The organism is Mycobacteroides sp. LB1 (assembly GCF_013449725.1).
Lineage (GTDB): Bacteria > Actinomycetota > Actinomycetes > Mycobacteriales > Mycobacteriaceae > Mycobacterium.
Genome location: NZ_JACCFF010000001.1, coordinates 1 through 15,803, shown reverse-complemented (window position 1 = coordinate 15,803; position 15,803 = coordinate 1). Strand labels below are relative to the sequence as shown.

The 15,803-nt window shown below is 61.4% G+C and carries 19 protein-coding genes and 1 pseudogene; 16 read left to right on the top strand and 4 right to left on the bottom strand.

Annotated elements, in window-relative coordinates:
• Positions 1-189 precede the first annotated feature (189 nt).
• Together MLB1_RS00095 and MLB1_RS00090 are read right to left on the bottom strand one after the other, a co-directional pair.
• Entirely contained in the window at positions 190-777 is a 588-nt protein-coding gene (locus tag MLB1_RS00095) for a hypothetical protein (protein WP_180747742.1), read from the bottom strand.
• Positions 777-1,685, bottom strand: a complete 909-nt coding sequence (locus tag MLB1_RS00090) for an alpha/beta hydrolase (RefSeq protein ID WP_180747741.1) — start codon at positions 1,683-1,685, stop codon at positions 777-779. Before MLB1_RS00090 ends, MLB1_RS00095 begins: the two co-directional genes overlap by 1 nt.
• Before the next feature lie 138 nt (positions 1,686-1,823).
• Between MLB1_RS00090 and MLB1_RS00085 the strand changes: the two genes are divergently transcribed.
• Positions 1,824-2,426, top strand: a complete 603-nt coding sequence (locus MLB1_RS00085; protein WP_180747740.1) for a TetR/AcrR family transcriptional regulator — start codon at positions 1,824-1,826, stop codon at positions 2,424-2,426.
• A 1-nt stretch (position 2,427) separates the two neighbouring features.
• On the opposite strand, the gene MLB1_RS00080 is transcribed toward MLB1_RS00085, so the two are convergent.
• Positions 2,428-2,856: a nitroreductase family deazaflavin-dependent oxidoreductase gene (locus tag MLB1_RS00080; protein ID WP_180747739.1), complete on the bottom strand. Its 429-nt coding sequence runs from the start codon at positions 2,854-2,856 to the stop codon at positions 2,428-2,430.
• Between the two features lie 56 nt (positions 2,857-2,912).
• Between MLB1_RS00080 and MLB1_RS00075 the strand changes: the two genes are divergently transcribed.
• The 11 genes from MLB1_RS00075 to MLB1_RS00025 all read left to right on the top strand — a co-directional run bounded on the left by MLB1_RS00075 (position 2,913) and on the right by MLB1_RS00025 (position 12,238).
• Positions 2,913-3,068 carry a hypothetical protein gene (locus MLB1_RS00075; protein ID WP_180747738.1) on the top strand — a complete coding sequence of 52 codons (156 nt, stop codon included), beginning with the start codon at positions 2,913-2,915 and terminating at the stop codon, positions 3,066-3,068.
• Between the two features lie 141 nt (positions 3,069-3,209).
• A complete protein-coding gene (locus MLB1_RS00070; RefSeq protein WP_255485541.1) occupies positions 3,210-3,941 on the top strand; it encodes an SDR family oxidoreductase in 732 nt (243 codons plus the stop codon).
• A gap of 199 nt (positions 3,942-4,140) precedes the next feature.
• Complete coding sequence (locus MLB1_RS00065; protein WP_180747736.1) at positions 4,141-5,022, top strand: AfsR/SARP family transcriptional regulator; 882 nt, start codon at positions 4,141-4,143, stop codon at positions 5,020-5,022.
• Positions 5,023-5,191: 169 nt separating this feature from the next.
• Positions 5,192-6,469 carry a beta-ketoacyl-[acyl-carrier-protein] synthase family protein gene (locus tag MLB1_RS00060; protein WP_180747735.1) on the top strand — a complete coding sequence of 426 codons (1,278 nt, stop codon included), beginning with the start codon at positions 5,192-5,194 and terminating at the stop codon, positions 6,467-6,469.
• Complete coding sequence (locus tag MLB1_RS00055) at positions 6,466-7,677, top strand: ketosynthase chain-length factor (protein WP_180747734.1); 1,212 nt, start codon at positions 6,466-6,468, stop codon at positions 7,675-7,677. Before MLB1_RS00060 ends, MLB1_RS00055 begins: the two co-directional genes overlap by 4 nt.
• 28 nt (positions 7,678-7,705) lie before the next feature.
• Positions 7,706-7,963, top strand: coding sequence for an acyl carrier protein (locus tag MLB1_RS00050; RefSeq protein WP_180747733.1), 258 nt, complete (start codon positions 7,706-7,708; stop codon positions 7,961-7,963).
• Entirely contained in the window at positions 7,960-8,913 is a 954-nt protein-coding gene (locus MLB1_RS00045; RefSeq protein ID WP_180747732.1) for an aromatase/cyclase, read from the top strand. Before MLB1_RS00050 ends, MLB1_RS00045 begins: the two co-directional genes overlap by 4 nt.
• Positions 8,910-9,848 carry an MBL fold metallo-hydrolase gene (locus MLB1_RS00040; protein WP_219602497.1) on the top strand — a complete coding sequence of 313 codons (939 nt, stop codon included), beginning with the start codon at positions 8,910-8,912 and terminating at the stop codon, positions 9,846-9,848. Before MLB1_RS00045 ends, MLB1_RS00040 begins: the two co-directional genes overlap by 4 nt.
• Positions 9,836-11,074 (top strand): FAD-dependent oxidoreductase, encoded by a 1,239-nt coding sequence (locus MLB1_RS00035; RefSeq protein ID WP_180747731.1) that lies wholly within the window; start codon positions 9,836-9,838, stop codon positions 11,072-11,074. The genes MLB1_RS00040 and MLB1_RS00035 overlap by 13 nt, the downstream gene beginning before the upstream one ends.
• 2 nt (positions 11,075-11,076) lie before the next feature.
• Complete coding sequence (locus MLB1_RS00030; protein ID WP_180747730.1) at positions 11,077-11,850, top strand: alpha/beta fold hydrolase; 774 nt, start codon at positions 11,077-11,079, stop codon at positions 11,848-11,850.
• Positions 11,837-12,238 carry a lipocalin-like domain-containing protein gene (locus tag MLB1_RS00025; RefSeq protein ID WP_180747729.1) on the top strand — a complete coding sequence of 134 codons (402 nt, stop codon included), beginning with the start codon at positions 11,837-11,839 and terminating at the stop codon, positions 12,236-12,238. The genes MLB1_RS00030 and MLB1_RS00025 overlap by 14 nt, the downstream gene beginning before the upstream one ends.
• On the opposite strand, the gene MLB1_RS00020 is transcribed toward MLB1_RS00025, so the two are convergent.
• Complete coding sequence (locus MLB1_RS00020) at positions 12,235-13,023, bottom strand: SDR family NAD(P)-dependent oxidoreductase (protein WP_180747728.1); 789 nt, start codon at positions 13,021-13,023, stop codon at positions 12,235-12,237. The two genes, MLB1_RS00025 and MLB1_RS00020, sit on opposite strands and share 4 nt — an antisense overlap.
• Before the next feature lie 102 nt (positions 13,024-13,125).
• Between MLB1_RS00020 and MLB1_RS23965 the strand changes: the two are divergent.
• The 4 genes and pseudogenes from MLB1_RS23965 to MLB1_RS00005 form a co-directional block, all read left to right on the top strand.
• A pseudogene (locus MLB1_RS23965) lies at positions 13,126-13,554 on the top strand (nuclear transport factor 2 family protein); the annotation flags it as partial.
• 72 nt (positions 13,555-13,626) lie between these two features.
• Positions 13,627-14,223, top strand: coding sequence for a malonic semialdehyde reductase (locus MLB1_RS23960; protein WP_255485651.1), 597 nt, complete (start codon positions 13,627-13,629; stop codon positions 14,221-14,223).
• 19 nt (positions 14,224-14,242) lie between these two features.
• On the top strand, positions 14,243-15,193 hold the full coding sequence (locus MLB1_RS00010) for an ACP S-malonyltransferase (protein WP_180747726.1): 951 nt from the start codon (positions 14,243-14,245) through the stop codon (positions 15,191-15,193).
• Between the two features lie 15 nt (positions 15,194-15,208).
• On the top strand, positions 15,209-15,649 hold the full coding sequence (locus MLB1_RS00005) for a MarR family transcriptional regulator (protein WP_358147061.1): 441 nt from the start codon (positions 15,209-15,211) through the stop codon (positions 15,647-15,649).
• Positions 15,650-15,803: the final 154 nt, after the last annotated feature.

Sequence of the window (15,803 nt, the reverse complement as noted above, 5' to 3'; positions counted from 1 at the left end):
GTGACATTCTTCACTCGAATTGAACAAACGGTAACATAGCGGGCGCACTAGATCACTGGTCGTTTGTGTCACATCCGTCGGGATGTGGTGCCCTACGTCACATCTCTGTGGCGCCAGTCGGCCCGATACCTCCACGGTGCTGGTCGTAGCTATTAGTTGACGATGGCAGGCGGCGCACGAGACGGGGATCTAGGCGAGTGTTCCTTCGGCTTTGTAGTACCTCCGCGCGGGGAACCAGAATGCGGCGAGGAAGGCGACCGAGGCCAGAAGCAGCAACATGTCTTGGTAATGGTGGTGGGACTGCCCCGCCATGGTCAGCGTCATGAACGTCATTCCGAGCCAGTGGGCGAGATTGCCGCCGATGGTGAAGTCCAGGAAGGTCTTGTTGGCCTGTGGTTTTCGTGCCGCGATCAGCAGAAAAATCGCCCATGCGACGTAGATGCTCTCGAGCATGACTTCTGGGACGTTATTTCCATGTCCCCAGGCGAACGCATGGAACAGGGCATTTCCCACTTGCTCAAGTTGTGGGATACCGAGCTTCTCGGCGTATATGCGCCCGAGGTCCTCAGGGTGCTGGCTGGCTGACGCGAACAGCATGAACGACCAGATGCCGAGATGAAACAGCGCGAACAGGCTGATAGCCAGCGGCAGCCAGCTTGCGGCGAAGGCACCGAAACTACTGCGGGAGGCCCCAGACCCGGCCAGTACGAAGTCTCCTTTGTACACATCGAAGAATCGGGACGCACCTTCCTTTGAGTCCCGTCCCTGAGCGGTCATCAACGGACGGCTTCGATTGGCGCGGATGCAGACTGCGTTTCGCTGCGGTCTCCGCGTTCCAGCAGGGGGCGCAGGAAACTGGCAACGGCGGCTTCGGTTTCCGTGGCGTGGGTGACGAGGGGCCAGTGGCCGGCCTTGTCCAGGATGACCAGTCGCGCCGACGGGAACGCGTCCAACTGCTGATAGGCGTGTTTGACGGGCAGGAAGTGATCGCGCGCACCCCATATCACCAACGCCGGAATATCGTGCTGGTGGAACAGGTATGCGAGGGCGTCGCCGAACTCTCCGAGGTGGTGTGATGCGCGGTACAGACGCAACACGGCGTCGCGTGTGCCTGCATCGAAATCGTCTGCCATATGTGCCAGGAAGTCGGCGGGCAGCCGGGCGGGCGCCGACTTGAGGGCGTAGCCGTACTGGATAACGAGTTTGAACGCCGTGGTCGTGGTCAGCCGCATCATTAGTTCACCGACGCCTCGGGTGAGCCACAGCCGGGCGGGCCAGTGCCAGCGGTGTTCGTAGACCGAGCCGGTGTTCATCAAGGTGATCGATGCGACTTGGTCCAGATGGGCGGCGGCCCAGGTCAGTCCCCAAAGACCACCAAAGTCATGCAGCACCAGGTGCACATTGGTGATGTCCAGCGCCGATAGTGCGCCGTCGAGGTGGGTGGCATGCCCTACGGCGCTCTGCCGGAAGTTGGACGGCTTGTCCGCCTGTCCGAACCCGGGCATGTCCAGGGCAACAGTCCGGGCGTGATCGCCAACCGCCGCCAGCAATCCACGAAAGTCGTGTGAGGAACCGGGATTTCCGTGGATGAAGACCACAGCGGTCCGGCCGCGATCTGGTCCGGCAAGCAGCACCGGAGATCGCACCCCGTCGACGATAACTTCGCTTGTTCGTAGCTCTGCCACGTTCTCTCCTCGATGAATGGATACGGCGCGCATTGCCTCAGCTGGGCCGGTTTCGTGAATCTAACATATGGTAGATACCATAATCTATATACTGATTCCGCTTCCGCATGGACCGGAAGCGGAAGGGGCGATTGACCAGTGGTTATCGCAAAGGCCGCGCCGCAGCAAGGTAAGGGCCAGACCAAGCAGCGGATGCTGCATGCAGCCGTCGAGCTGATGACCGAGCGGAGTGCGGCCGGGGTCACCGTCGACGAGGTGATCGCCCGGAGCGGCGCACCGCGCGGATCGGTCTACTACTACTTTCCGGATGGGCGTGCACAGCTGCTCGCCGAGGCGCTTGAGCTGGCAGGCAAGATCACTGCGGCGACGATCACCGATGCGTTCGCGGAAGGCGCGACCAGCGGAATAGACCGTTACGTCAAGTACTGGACCGCGATCCTGCAGCACAAGGACTTCGGGGCCAGCTGCCCGATCGCCTCGGCCGCTATTGGCGGCGGCGACATCGACGGAAGTCTCATCCCTCAGGCAGACATCATCTTTCAGACGTGGCAGGACTTAATTGCATCCGGTCTTGTCGACATGGGAATTTCGCAGAAGCGCGCGGTCGGGCTGTCCACGCTGATAGTCACATCGATCGAGGGAGGCCTGATACTGGCGCGCGCCAGCCGCGATACTGCGCCGCTGCAGAGGGTCCAGGACGAGCTCGAACAGGTTCTGCAACAGGCGCTTAACGAGGAATAGGTTAGCTGAACCGGATCTCGAACACTGGGATCAGGCGATCGGTGGCTGTCTCATAGCCGGCAAATCCCGGTGCGCGCTGTTTGACGATTTCGTACACGCGGTCGCGCTCGGCACGAGGGAGTTCGACTGCGGTGGCAGCGGTGATCGGGTTGGCCCCGATTTCGACCTTGACATCGGGGTTGGCGCGGATATTTGCGACCCAGGCCGGATTGCCCGGTCTGCCCGCGGCGGAGCCGACGATGTAGGCCTTACCGTCGATATCGAAGTACGCCAACGGATTTACCCGCTGGGCGCCGGATTTGGCACCGATGCTCGTCAGAAGCAGCAGTGGAAAACCTTCGAACTGGCCGCCCACTGTGCCGCCGTTCGCCCGGAATTCGGCGATGTTGTTTTCGTTGAATGATCGTTCGGTATCCAAAGGTTCGGTCATCGTTGTCTCGCTTCTCTCGGCGACAGGTTGAGCCTAGTGGCACATCCTGAGCCGAGATGAGCAACGTGAAGGATTCCAGTCGAGGTGCGGTGCAGGTGAATGATGTCCGGCGCCTACGCCGGTCGGCGGTCGAGGCGTTGCAGCGCGAGCGGATCGGGCAGAGCGAACCACCCGGTCGGGGAATCGTGCTGGTCCGGCAGGGGAGTGGGTAGCACGCACCCTACTGACCTGCCGAAAGTAACAACCTCGGGGCCGTAACACCGGCGGAAAGCACTTGAGTGGTTCTTGAGTTATCGAAGAGACATTGGACGCGACAACTGCGGAGGAAACTAAGAACCCAAGGACGGGGCGTTATGCGGGGTCGGGTTGTTCTCGTTACCGGATCCTCGAGAGGGATCGGGTTGGCGACTGCGCGCCTTGCCAAGGCCGCCGGAGCCGAGGTGGTTCTGCACGGACGCACCGCTTCTACCGCGCTCCGGCGGGAAGCGGCTGATATGGACGTGCGGTACATCGTCGCTGATGTCGGCAATCACGAGGAGGTCAGCAGCGCGGTTGAGGAAGTCGTCCGTACTCATAGCCGTATCGACTCCCTGGTGAACTGTGCTGGGGTGGCCAGCCCCCGTGCGTTCGCGGAGCTGACTAGACGGGACTGGGATCAGCACCTGACGGCGAATCTGATTGGGGTATTTAACTTTTGCCAAACGGCGGCCCCGTATATGCCGCGCGATGGCAGCGCGAGAATCGTGAACGTCTCGTCCATGCGGGGGAACTTGTCGATGGCCACCGCGCGAGGGATGGCCTACTCGGCGTCGAAGGCTGCATTGAATAGTTTCACCGTGGCGCTCGCGAAGGAGCTCGCACCGGAAATTCTGGTCAATGGTCTGGCTCCGGGCCTCATCGAGACCGATCTGGTCGCCGGACTAAACCCGCTGAGCCGTGCGGAAGCCGAATCGTCATTGCTCGGCCGAATAGGGACCCCTTCAGAAATAGCAGAGATGCTGGTATTTCTCGCGAGCGAAAAAGTCAGCTATATGACCGGCCAGATCATTACTGCCGATGGCGGCACGGAACTAGGCAACAAATAAGGATCGAGTCTGTCATGTGTAACGCGGCTTATCGCATCGGATCATCGATATCATACGAAGTTAATCGTACGGTAACGCATGCGCTAAGCGGTCACGCGCGTACCCAGTTAGGCTGGGAAGAACCTGAGAGGTTCTAGAAACAATAAATCGGAAGCACACTGACGTGCCCCTGAATGGTATCACGCGGAGGTAGTGCAGAATGGTTGTACGTGCAGACGCTAATATTCTTGGTCCATTGTCACTGACCGCTTCTCTTTCATCGGGCGAGCGGGACGCGACGCCATCGGCAAAAAAACAACGTCAAGTTCTTGCGATGCTGCTGGCTCGGACCGGGCGTTTTGTTCCAGCGGCCGTACTTATCGACGAATTATGGGACGATGAGCCACCCAAGAGTGCAACGACAGTGGTGCAGACCTATATCCTCAGTATACGCAAGACTATAGCCAAAGAATTTGACATGAGTGTGGCCCAGGTTGCCTCGTCCATGTTGCAGACAAAAAACATGGGCTACCTGTTCAGCCCCCAAGATATTAACCTTGACCTGCGTAAATACCAAAGTCTGATCGAATCGGCGCGGTGCGCCAAGGAGTCGGGAAACGATCATCAGGCCGTCCTGTTGTACGTAAACGCCGAAAAGACATGGACCGGTCCCGCGTTTGTTGATATCGAAGTCGGACGACTCCTGGCATCAGAGAAGGATCAGGTGGAATGTATATTTCTAGCCAATTTGGAATTGCGCATTGAGGCTCAATTACGTCTCGAAAGGTATCGGGAAGCGGCGATTGATCTTGCGCTTTGGGTATCTCGGTTCCCGTATCACGAGCGACTGTATGCGTACTATATGTATGCATTATGTCTGGCGGGCTGGCGGGATAAGGCGCTCGGGGTATTCCAGCTGGCGAGAAAAACGTTGGCTGCAGGGCTCGGGCTGGAACCCTGTGTGAAATTGCAGCGACTGCACGGCGATATTTTGGCCTCGTCCGATGACACCGTAGCCGACCGAATGAAAACCGAACATGGCCGGTTCCTTACCGGGCTAATTCCGCATACCGTCACGGGGCTGACGTCTCAGGTTTCCTGATAAGGAAATCGTCACAGCTAAATCCACCAGCAATGCTGGTGGATTTTTTTTGGCCTTTTGCCCCGGCCGCGGCCGTTTGATCTCGAATTCGACAGCTTGAGCCGTCTTTGAGTAGTGGCTCCCCACAATGTATCTGACATCAATACCGACACAAACTGAGAGGTGGGAGATGGAGCGAAGAGTAGTCATCACCGGCATCGGTGTACGCGCACCGGGTGGTCGCGGCGCCGACGAGTTCTGGAAACTGCTGGCCGCTGGACGCACCGCGACCCGAAGCATCTCCTACTTCGATGCGTCGCCGTATCGGTCTCGGATCGCCGGTGAGGCCGATTTCGACGCAGTGCAGGAGGGTTTGTCGCCCAAAGAGATTCGGCGCATGGACCGGGCCACCCAGTTCGCGGTGGTCTGCAGCCGCGAGGCCGTGGCCGATAGTGGACTGGATGTGAACACGCTCGACCCCTATCGACTTGGGGTAAGCCTGGGCAGTGCCGTGGCGGCGGCTACCAGCTTGGAGCAGGAGTACCTCGTGCTGTCGGATTCGGGGCGGAATTGGCTTTCGGACCCGAAAGCGGTGTCCCCCCACATGTTTGACTACATGATTCCCAGCGTGATGCCGGCCGAGGTGGCCTGGACGGTGGGGGCGCAGGGTCCGGTGACGATGGTGTCCAACGGGTGCACCTCGGGGCTGGACTCGGTAGGCCATGCCGTGGCGCTGATTCGTGAGGGCAGTGCCGATGTGATGCTTAGCGGCGCCGCGGACACTCCGATCACGCCGATCGTGGTGGCCTGCTTTGACGCGATCAAAGCCACCAGCACGCGTAATGACACCCCGGAAACCGGTTCTCGCCCCTTCGACGGTTCTCGCAACGGCTTTGTGCTGGCTGAGGGTGCGGCGATGTTCGTGCTGGAGGAGTTCGAACATGCACGGGCTCGTGGTGCGCAGATATATGCAGAGGTATCCGGATACGCCACCCGCTGCAACGCCTATCACATGACAGGGCTGAAGATCGATGGGCGGGAGATGGCCGAAGCCATCACCATTGCCCTAGACGAGGCACGGCTCGATCCGACCAAGATCGACTACATCAATGCCCACGGATCGGGTACCCGCCAGAATGACCGCCACGAAACGGCGGCATTCAAACGCAGTTTGGGCGAGCATGCGTATCGCACGCCGGTGAGCTCGATCAAGTCCATGGTGGGCCACTCCCTGGGGGCTATCGGGTCCGTCGAGATCGCTGCCTCGCTACTGGCGCTTAAGAACCAGGTTGTTCCGCCGACCGCGAATCTGCACGAGGCAGACCCGGAGTGCGATCTGGACTACGTCCCCATCACCGCACGCGACCACCACTTGGAGCATGTGCTCACCGTGGGCAGTGGATTCGGTGGATTTCAGACCGCGATGGTGCTGAGCCGTCCGGCCGAGATGTTGGGAGCATCGGCATGAAACGCGTATTGGTGACGGGTATGGGAGTGTTGGCCCCCAATGGTCTGGGTACCGAAAATTACTGGGAAGCCACAGTATCCGGGCATACCGGAATCTCGACTCTCGACAGATTCGATGTTTCCGGATATTCGAGCACCTTGGCGGGACAGCTCACTGATTTCAACGCCAAGGAGCTGCTGCCCGGACGGCTCCTTCCGCAGACCGATATCTCAACCCGGCTGGCCCTCGTGGCCGCGGAGTGGGCTCTGGGCGATGCCAAGGTGGATCCGGAGGAATTCACCGACTACGAGATGGGTGTGGTCACGTCGACTGCCTCGGGTGGCTTCGAGTTCACGCACCGGGAGTTCCAGAAGCTGTGGTCCCAGGGCTCGGAGCACGTCAGTGTGTACGAATCGTTTGCTTGGTTCTATGCCGTCAATACCGGCCAGATCTCGATTCGGCACGGAATGCGTGGCCCTAGTAGTGCTTTGGTGGCGGAGCAGGCCGGCGGGCTGGATGCTCTCGGACATGCGCGCCGTACGGTGCGGCGTGGTACCGCTCTGGTGGTCTCCGGAGGCGCGGATTCGGCTCTTGACCCATGGGGCTGGACCTCGCACATCTCGACTGGGAATGTCACCAGGGCGACTGATCCTACGCAGGGATACCTGCCGTTCGATCAGCGGGCCAACGGATATGTGCCGGGCGAAGGGGGCTGCATCCTCATCTGCGAAGACGCGGATGCAGCGGAGGCGCGCAATGCCCCCAACATTCACGGTGAGATCGCTGGATATGCCTCCACCTTCGACCCGGCCCCGGGATCGGGTCTGCCTAGCGGACTGGCCCGTGCGGCGCAGATGGCGATCGCGGATGCTGGACTGACACCGACCGATATCGATGTGGTGTTCGCCGACGCGGCCGGTGTGACCGGCGCCGACGCCGCGGAAGCAGCGGCCATCGTGGAGGTGTTCTCGCCATACGGCGTGCCGGTGACTGCGCCAAAGTCGATGACCGGCAGGCTCTATGCCGCTGGCGGGCCACTGGATGTGGCGACGGCACTGCTATCTCTGCGGGACGGAGTGGTCCCGCCCACTGTCGGTACCACCGATATTCCCGAGCGCTATCAGCTTGATCTTGTGCAGGGTCAACCACGTGAGGCGTCACTGTCGGCCGCCTTGATACTGGCGCGGGGCCGGTGGGGTTTCAACTCCGCCGTAGTCGTGCGTCGTTGAACACGAAAATCAGCAAAGGAGAAGAGAAATGGCCGAAGTAACGCTTGTTCAGCTGCATAAGATCCTGGTTGCCTGCGCCGGTGGCGAGGACGACAGCGAGATTAGTCCAGAGAGTGCGACGATTGAGTTCGAAGAACTCGGTTACGACTCCTTGGCCCTGATGGAAACCGCTGCCCGGCTGCAGCGGGAATACGGCGTGCATATAGCCGAAGAGGAGCTGGCTGACCTGACTACGCCGCAACAGATGCTGGATGTCATCAATACGCAGCTGGCCGGTGCGGCATGACTTCTCCGGTAACGCATACGTTGACGCACTCGCGAGAGATAGCGGCCCCCGCAGAGGTGGTCTACTCGCTGGTGGCGGACGTGACCCGCTGGCCGGTTATCTTCGGCCCGACGGTGCACGTGGACCTGCTCGAGCGCAGCGACACTGGCGAGCGTTTTCATATCTGGGCGACAGTCAATGGTTCGGTGCGAGATTGGGTATCGCGGAGGAGCTTTGATCCACAGGCCAAGCTTGTCGAGTTCGCCCAGGAGCGCAGTGCAGCGCCCATTACGTCGATGGGTGGGAGCTGGAGGTTCACAGATCTGCCCGGTGGGTACACCAAAGTGGTGCTGGACCATCACTTCACGGTGGCGGGCGATGATGCCGCTCAGGCCGCCATCATCAAGGCAGTCAATACCAATAGCGAAAAGGAGCTGACCGCATTGGGTCTGGTGGCCGAATGCGGTTACGTGCCTGGGGAAATCATCCATGTGTTCGAGGACACCGTGCAGCTGCCGGGAAGCGCATCCGACATCTACACGTTCGTAGAGCGCAGCGACTTGTGGCCGAAGCGGTTACCGCATGTTGGACGGGTCGACCTGGTCGAGACCGCGGATGGCGTGCAGGACATGGAGATGGACACCGTCACCACAGATGGCAGCAGTCATACCACCCGGTCGGTGCGACTGTGCTTCAGCCCGAACAAGATTGTGTACAAACAACAACTACCGCCAGCGCTGCTGCTGGGACACAGCGGGGTGTGGGAGTTCACAGACGGTCCTGACGGCGCCGTCGCCACCTCCCGACACATGGTCGCCATCAACCCGGCGGCGATAGCCCCTGTGCTGGGTGCTGGCCAAGGTATCGGCGATGCTCAGCAATACTTGCGAAACGCGCTGGGTGCCAATAGCAAAGCTACCCTCGCCCATGCCGGGTACTGGGCAGAGTCTCTCGCGGAAAACCTCAGTTGACCTCGGGGCTGGCGGCACGGGGCACCGACCGGATCACCGAAATCGCGGACGGTGTCTACGCTTATCTGCAGCTGCCCGGGGGCTGGTGCCTCAGTAACTCGGGAATCGTGGCGAGTCCGGACGGCGCGGTCGTCGTCGACACCCTGGCCACGGAAAGCCGCAATCGGCGGCTGGTCGCGGCGGTTGACGGATTAGCTCCTGGCTCGCGACGCACCGTGGTCAACACTCACTTCCACGGCGACCATCATTTTGGCAATCACATGTTTGGCCCGCAGGCGATGATCATCGCTCATGAACGCGCCCGGATCGAGATGGACGAGGCGGGCCTTGCGCTAACCCAACTATGGCCCGAGGTCGAATGGGGAGATGTCAGAGTCACTTTGCCATCGGTGACCTTCTCCGATCGGCTCCAATTGCATATAGGGGACCGGGCGGCCGAGTTGATTCATCTCGGCCCGGCGCACACCACCAACGACGCGGTGGTGTGGCTTCCGCAGGACAAGATTCTGTTCGCCGGTGACATCGTGCTTTCGGGTGCGACCCCGTTCAACCTGATGGGCTCGGTCGAGGGTGCGCTGCGTGTTATCGGTGAGTTGGCTCAGTTTGGTGCCGAGACCGTGGTCTGTGGTCATGGTCCGCTCACCGGGCCCGAGGTATTCGAGCAGACGATCGCGTACCTGACCTGGATCCAGCGTCTGGCGGCCGAGGGGTCTGCCGACGGCATTGGGCCCCTCGAAGCCGCTCGCCGTGCCGAGCTGGGCGATTTCGCGGGGCTGATCGACTCCGAACGGCTGGTGGGCAACCTGTACCGAGCCTATGCCGAACAGGGTGCGGAACCGCGAGACGGTGACCTCGGGGCGCCGCTCGATGTGATCGCCGCGTTCGATGACATGGTCAGCTACAACGATGGCCAGGTGCCCGAATGCCTGGCGTAGCCGTCGACGTGTGTGTGATCGGCGGCGGTCCGGCCGGGCTGATGGCCGGTCTGCTGCTGGCCCGATTCGGTCTTGACGTCACCGTTCTGGAGAAGCATGCGGACTTTCTCCGTGACTTCCGTGGCGACACAGTGCACCCGTCAACTCTGCAGGCGATGGATGAACTGGGTCTGATCGACCAGTTTCTCGACCTTCCTCATGCCAAAGCTGAAACACTACCGATAGCAACAGATTCCGGCCAGTTGCTCTTTGCGGACTTTCGGGGGCTACCCGGTAGGTACCGGTATCTCGCGTTCATGCCGCAGTGGGACGTACTGAACTTCATCGCCTCTGCCGCCCGCCGGTACCCGGGATTCAAACTGCTACAACAAGCTCAGGCCACGGAACTGATTCACGATGGCGAGGACGTGGTGGGTGTGCTCTGCAGCAGCCCCGACGGCCCGCTGCAGATCCGGGCCACACTGGTCATCGCCGCAGACGGACGGCGGTCACTCGTGCGGACCACCGGATCGCTTGACCTTGCGGCCTCCACGGCACCGATGGATGTGTTGTGGTTCCGGGTGAGTCGCGAGGCCGACGATGTGATTCCGGCGGTGCGCAGCGGCAGGGGCTATTTCATCGTTTGCCTCAACCGTCAACACTATTGGCAGGTCGCGTACATGATCCCCAAGGGCGGCTATGACCAGATTCGGCGTAATGGCCTCGAAGCACTGCAGGCAGCGATCGCCGGGATCTATCCGGCGTTCGCCGGCAGGCTGGCCGAGGAGCTATGCGATTGGAGCAGCTTTCATCTTCTAGACGTACGCGTGGACCGGCTGCGGCGCTGGTACCGGCCGGGCCTGCTGGCGATCGGCGATGCGGCACATGCCATGTCGCCCGCCGGTGGTGTCGGTATCAACCTCGCCGTGCAGGATGCCATCGCTGCGGCGCGCATACTGGGCCCGGTACTGGCTTCCGGCGCCAGGCCCTCGGTATCGCAGCTCGCTCGCGTGCAACGCCGCCGCCAGTATCCGGTGCGGGCAGTGCAGTGGGCGCAGTTGCATCTGCTGGCTGATCTCTATCCGACCGCTGGCCGTCCGCCCGCCGAGCGGCCGCTCCTGATACGGCTGATCCGGGCATTTCCCATGTTGCCCAGGCTTATCGCCCGGGTCATAGGTCAAGGCCTGCGGCCTGAACCCATACCCCCGCCGCTGGTGGGGGTGCAGTCAGAATCCATGGAGGCTTAGACATGACAACGTATGTATTGGTGCACGGCGCATTTCATGGCGGGTGGTGCTGGGAACGGCTGACCCCTGTGCTTGAGGCGTCCGGCCACGCGGTCTACGCGCCCTCGCTGACGGGGCTTGGCGACAGGGCCGGTGAACTGGGCCCGGACGTGGGTCTTGATGTTCACGTGAACGATATCGCCGGGCTGATCGAGGATGAGGACCTGACCGACGTCGTGCTGGTCGGGCACAGCTATGCCGGCGTCGTCGTGACGGCAGTCGCAGACCGAATCCCCTCCCGCATAGCCTTACTGGTGTATCTGGATACATTCGTCGCGTACGACGGTGAGGCCGTCGCCGACATCCTTCCGGTCAATGTTCAGGCTTTCGCGGATGCGGCGCAGGCCGAAGGTGACGGCTGGCGAGTGCCGGTGGCCGACATGCCTCCAGGGGTCGAGGGCTGCTACGGGGTAACCGACGAGCCCGATCTGAGCTGGTTGCGTTCGATGCAGAGCCCGCAGTCATTGCGCACCTTCACCGATGTCCTGCGGCTCGGCAATCCGGAACAGCTGCAGAGTGTCCCGCGGGTTCATATCCATTGTTCCGGTGGCGGCGAGGCCTGGACGTCTCTGCGGAAGCAGTTGATGCCACGTTCCTATCCGCCGGCCGGTGAACCTGTTCGCGAACTGGAAACAGGCCATGACGCCATGATCACCAAACCTGACGAGTTAGCAGCGGCGCTAGATGATCTGGTGACGGCGCACGCCCGCAGCGGATCTGCTCATGCACGCCAGTGAGACTGAGCCCGTCCGGCCCCGTGACTTCGTGGGGCAGTGGCGGCTGGAGTCCTATTACGACCTCGATGAGAATGGCGCCACTGGCGAGGGGCCACTCGGTCAATCGCCTATCGGTCTGCTCTACTACGGGGCCGAGGGCGCGCTGTCGGTAAGCATGATGCGCGGAGAACAAGTGCCCGGCGCAGTCCCGTTCATGGGATACGCCGGGCACTGGCAGGTTGACGGACCGCTAGTACTGCACCGGATTACGGTCTGCTCCAACCCCGCCTGGGCCGGCACTGTGCAGACACGTCAGTACGACTTCGATGGCGATAAGCTGACGTTGATCGGCGCACTCCAGCAGGGCGGCAAGCAGCAGCGGCGCATACTTGCCTGGCGAAGGGCTTAGTAATTGCCCAGGCCGCCACAGACATTGAGGGCCTGAGCGGTCACCGCATTGGCGCCGGGGCTGATCAGGTAGTCGACCATGGCCGCTACCTCTTCGGTGTCCACATACCGGCCGATGGGCACACGAGCGGCGACCCGTTTACCTGCTTCCTCGGCGTCCACACCCCACAAGGTGGCGTAGGTTTCACGAACCCGCTCGGCCATCGGCGTCTCGACGAACCCGGGGCACACGGCGTTCACCGTGACACCGGTCTTCGCTAGTTCGAGCCCCAAAGCCTTGGTGAATCCCACCATCCCGTGCTTAGACGCCGAATACGGTGCGCCGTGCAGCACGCCCTGCTTACCTCCGGTCGAGGCGATGTTGATGATTCGCCCCCAGCCCTGGTCGAGCATCCCGCCGGTGGTGAGTGCCGCCTTGGTCATCAGGAAAACGCTGTTGAGGTTGGTGTTGATGACGTCGAACCACAGTTCGTCGGTGATGTCCTTGGTGATCCCGCCGCCGTTACGACCGGCATTGTTCACCAATATATCAATCGGCCCAAAGCGATCCACAGCGGCGGCGACGTAGGCACGTATCTGCTCGGGCGAGGTGACATCGCAGGTCACCCCGTCGGCCTCGTAGCCGTCGTTCTGTAGTTGTTTGACTGTTTGGCTGAGTGACTCCTCGCTGCGAGCGCAGAGGAAGACCGCGAAATCCTGTTTCGCCAAGTGTTGCGCGATCGTCAAACCCATGCCGCTGGTCGCGCCGGTGATGAGAGCAACTTTACGAGTCGTTGTCGAAGTCATGAAGGTGACTATGCACGGCTCCGCTATAGCTCCGGTCAAGCCCGGGTGTAGTGCCCTTGACCGAGATTCGAGCTCTGCTAAGGAAACTGGCGACACCCGAAGGTGCCAGGCGAGGTGTATGAGACTAAGGAGCCGACCGTGACGACCGTTGACATCAGCACGAGCCTCTACATCGAGGTGCAGCAGTTCTACGCCAGACAGATGCAGCGACTCGACGCGCAGGACATCGAAGGTTATGCGGCGACCTTCACCGAGGACGCGATCTTCGACCACACCACCGCTCTACCGGCCAGTGTTACACGGACCGGAATCATCAACGACCTGTACGACTTCCGTGAGATGGGTAAGCACGACCCGGTGCAGAAACGGCACTACTTCTCGATGATCGACCTCGAATATATCGATACCGATGAGATTCGCTCCACCGTGTACTGCCTGGTGGTCAAGACCAGGCCGGGCAAGCCCGCGGAGGCGAACCCGAGTTGTGTGGTTCACGATGTGCTTGTCCGCGTCGATGGTGAGTTGCAGACCAAATCCCGTCATGTCAGATATGACAGCGATTCGCCACTACTGCAAGGGAAAACGGTACCTGAAGAGTCGCCGCTGGAAGGATATCTGGCCCTGCCCGCCGTCGCTCAGGACCTGCTTTTCCGTCAGGCTCGCACCGCCAACACCTTCACCGACGAGCCGGTCGCCGACGAGCAGATACAGGCCGTCTACGAGCTGATCAAGTTCGCTCCGACGTCCATGAATCAGCAGCCGCTGCGAATTGTCTTGGTGCGTTCCGGGGAAGCGCGGTCACGGCTGGTCAAGCACATGCTTGGCGCTAATCAGGCCAAGACCCTCTCGGCCCCTTTGGTAGCGATTCTTGCTGCCGACTTGAACTTTCACGAGGAACTGCCTACCCAGTTCCCGCATTTACCCGAAGCCAAGGACTACTTCGCCGATGCTGATGCGCGCGCCGCGTCGGCGAGAACCAATGCCTTGATCCAGGTTGGCTATTTCATCCTCGGTATCAGGGCCTCCGGGCTCGCGGCGGGACCGATGACGGGATTCGATGCCGGGGCCGTTGACCGAGAGTTCTTCCCCGATGGGGTGCACCAATCCTTGGCGGTGGTGAATATCGGCAAGCCCGGCCTGGATGCCTGGCACCCGCGGCTACCTCGCCTCGCCTACGTCGACGTCGTCACTTCGGTCTAGCAGATCTAGGAGGATGAACATGTTTGCAATGGTGATGCCAGGCCAGGGTGCTCAACGCAAAGGCATGATCGCGCCCTGGCTGGACGATGCCGGATCGGCCCGGATCGACGAATTCTCAGAGGCCGCGGACCTCGATCTGCGTTACTACGGCTCACTGGCCGAGAACGACGAGATTACCGACACCGCAATAGCTCAGCCACTCATCGTCGCCACCTCGCTGCTGGTGTTCGAACGGCTTCGCGATGAGCTGACGCTGCCGGACCCGCTGATTTTTGCCGGTCATTCGGTGGGGGAGCTGGCAGCCGCCGCGGCGGCTGGTGCCATGACCTCACGCGACGCCGTCCGGCTGGCCAGGCTCCGAGGGCTGGCGATGCGCCGTGCCTGCGACCACGAACCCACCGGTATGGCGGCAGTGGTAGGTGGTGGCCTGTGCGACGTTACCCGCGCGGTGGAGGAGCTCGGTCTGTTCGTGGCGAATGTGAACGGTCCCGGACAAGTGGTCGCGGCCGGCCGGCTCGACGAGCTAGATCACTTGCGGGCCAACCCTCCGGCCGACACCCAGGTGAAATTGCTCCCGGTGGCCGGGGCCTTCCATTCTCCGTATATGGCGTCCGCTGAGGCGGAATTCGGTGCCGCGTTGGAGAACACGCCCGTGGTGATGGCGCGGCACCCGCTGCTGTCGAACGCCGATGGCGCGCTTGTCATCGGACCGCAGGATCTTAAACACCGGCTGGTCCGGCAGTTGACTCGTCAGGTGCGATGGGATCTTTGCGCCCGGTCGCTTCGTCAATACCGCGCAGATATTCGCGTCGAATTGGGTAAGGGCGCGCTCAGTGGGCTGACTCGCCGGGAAAGGCCGGCGCCGCAGGCAATTCAAGCATCGGCGCCGGAAACCGTCGCGTTGGTTCGGGAGGCTCTTACCCAGTGGGAGAACACGCCGGGACCTATCGAGCCTCGCCTGGCGTCGTGATAGCCAAGTCTCCTGGTGACATCGGCGGATAGCAGTGGACCGGGAGTGCCTCTCGGCTATTTACTCACCCGCACTGCAACACTCCTGCAGCGGCATGCGACCGTAGGGCTGGAACCTCTTGGCCTGTCACTGTCGGCCTTCATCTGTATGCAGATTCTGTACGCGGACCCTGGATCGTCCAACTCCCAGCTTGCACGTAAGGCACGCGTGAGCCGACAGGCGATGTTCGATGTGCTGCAGCAGCTTCAGGATGAGGGGCTTGTCACGCGGCCGGTATCCGCGGAACAGGGCCGGACGCTGCCCGCCTCACTCACCCGGCAAGGGCTGCAGCGTCTTGAAATGGCTCGCCAACAAGTCACCTGTGCAGAACATCGAGTAACGGCTGCCCTGACAGAAGTGGAGCGTGGGCAGCTTAAATCGCTTCTAGCGCAATTAAGTATGCCGACGTCCACATGATTGGTGTCCCCGGGAACGGCGGTTCAGAGTGGGATGTTTTTGTGGCGGCCGCGGCGGTTGGGGGCTTCGGCGAGTGCGCGGGTGAGGACGGCGCGGGTTTGTGAGGGTTCGATTTCTTCGTCGACGACGCCGATTTCGATGGCGCGGTCGACGC

Bases quoted from the DNA above. Each gene is read 5' to 3' on its own strand.
- MLB1_RS00080 (WP_180747739.1), bottom strand. From the start codon at position 2,856: ATGACCGAACCTTTGGATACCGAACGATCATTCAACGAAAACAACATC.
- MLB1_RS00035 (WP_180747731.1), top strand. From the start codon at position 9,836: ATGCCTGGCGTAGCCGTCGACGTGTGTGTGATCGGCGGCGGTCCGGCC.
- MLB1_RS00030 (WP_180747730.1), top strand. From the start codon at position 11,077: ATGACAACGTATGTATTGGTGCACGGCGCATTTCATGGCGGGTGGTGC.
- MLB1_RS00055 (WP_180747734.1), top strand. From the start codon at position 6,466: ATGAAACGCGTATTGGTGACGGGTATGGGAGTGTTGGCCCCCAATGGT.
- MLB1_RS00075 (WP_180747738.1), top strand. From the start codon at position 2,913: ATGAGCAACGTGAAGGATTCCAGTCGAGGTGCGGTGCAGGTGAATGAT.
- MLB1_RS00050 (WP_180747733.1), top strand. From the start codon at position 7,706: ATGGCCGAAGTAACGCTTGTTCAGCTGCATAAGATCCTGGTTGCCTGC.
- MLB1_RS00095 (WP_180747742.1), bottom strand. From the start codon at position 777: ATGACCGCTCAGGGACGGGACTCAAAGGAAGGTGCGTCCCGATTCTTC.
- MLB1_RS00060 (WP_180747735.1), top strand. From the start codon at position 5,192: ATGGAGCGAAGAGTAGTCATCACCGGCATCGGTGTACGCGCACCGGGT.
- MLB1_RS00025 (WP_180747729.1), top strand. From the start codon at position 11,837: ATGCACGCCAGTGAGACTGAGCCCGTCCGGCCCCGTGACTTCGTGGGG.
- MLB1_RS00070 (WP_255485541.1), top strand. From the start codon at position 3,210: ATGCGGGGTCGGGTTGTTCTCGTTACCGGATCCTCGAGAGGGATCGGG.
- MLB1_RS00045 (WP_180747732.1), top strand. From the start codon at position 7,960: ATGACTTCTCCGGTAACGCATACGTTGACGCACTCGCGAGAGATAGCG.
- MLB1_RS00010 (WP_180747726.1), top strand. From the start codon at position 14,243: ATGTTTGCAATGGTGATGCCAGGCCAGGGTGCTCAACGCAAAGGCATG.
- MLB1_RS00065 (WP_180747736.1), top strand. From the start codon at position 4,141: ATGGTTGTACGTGCAGACGCTAATATTCTTGGTCCATTGTCACTGACC.
- MLB1_RS00020 (WP_180747728.1), bottom strand. From the start codon at position 13,023: ATGACTTCGACAACGACTCGTAAAGTTGCTCTCATCACCGGCGCGACC.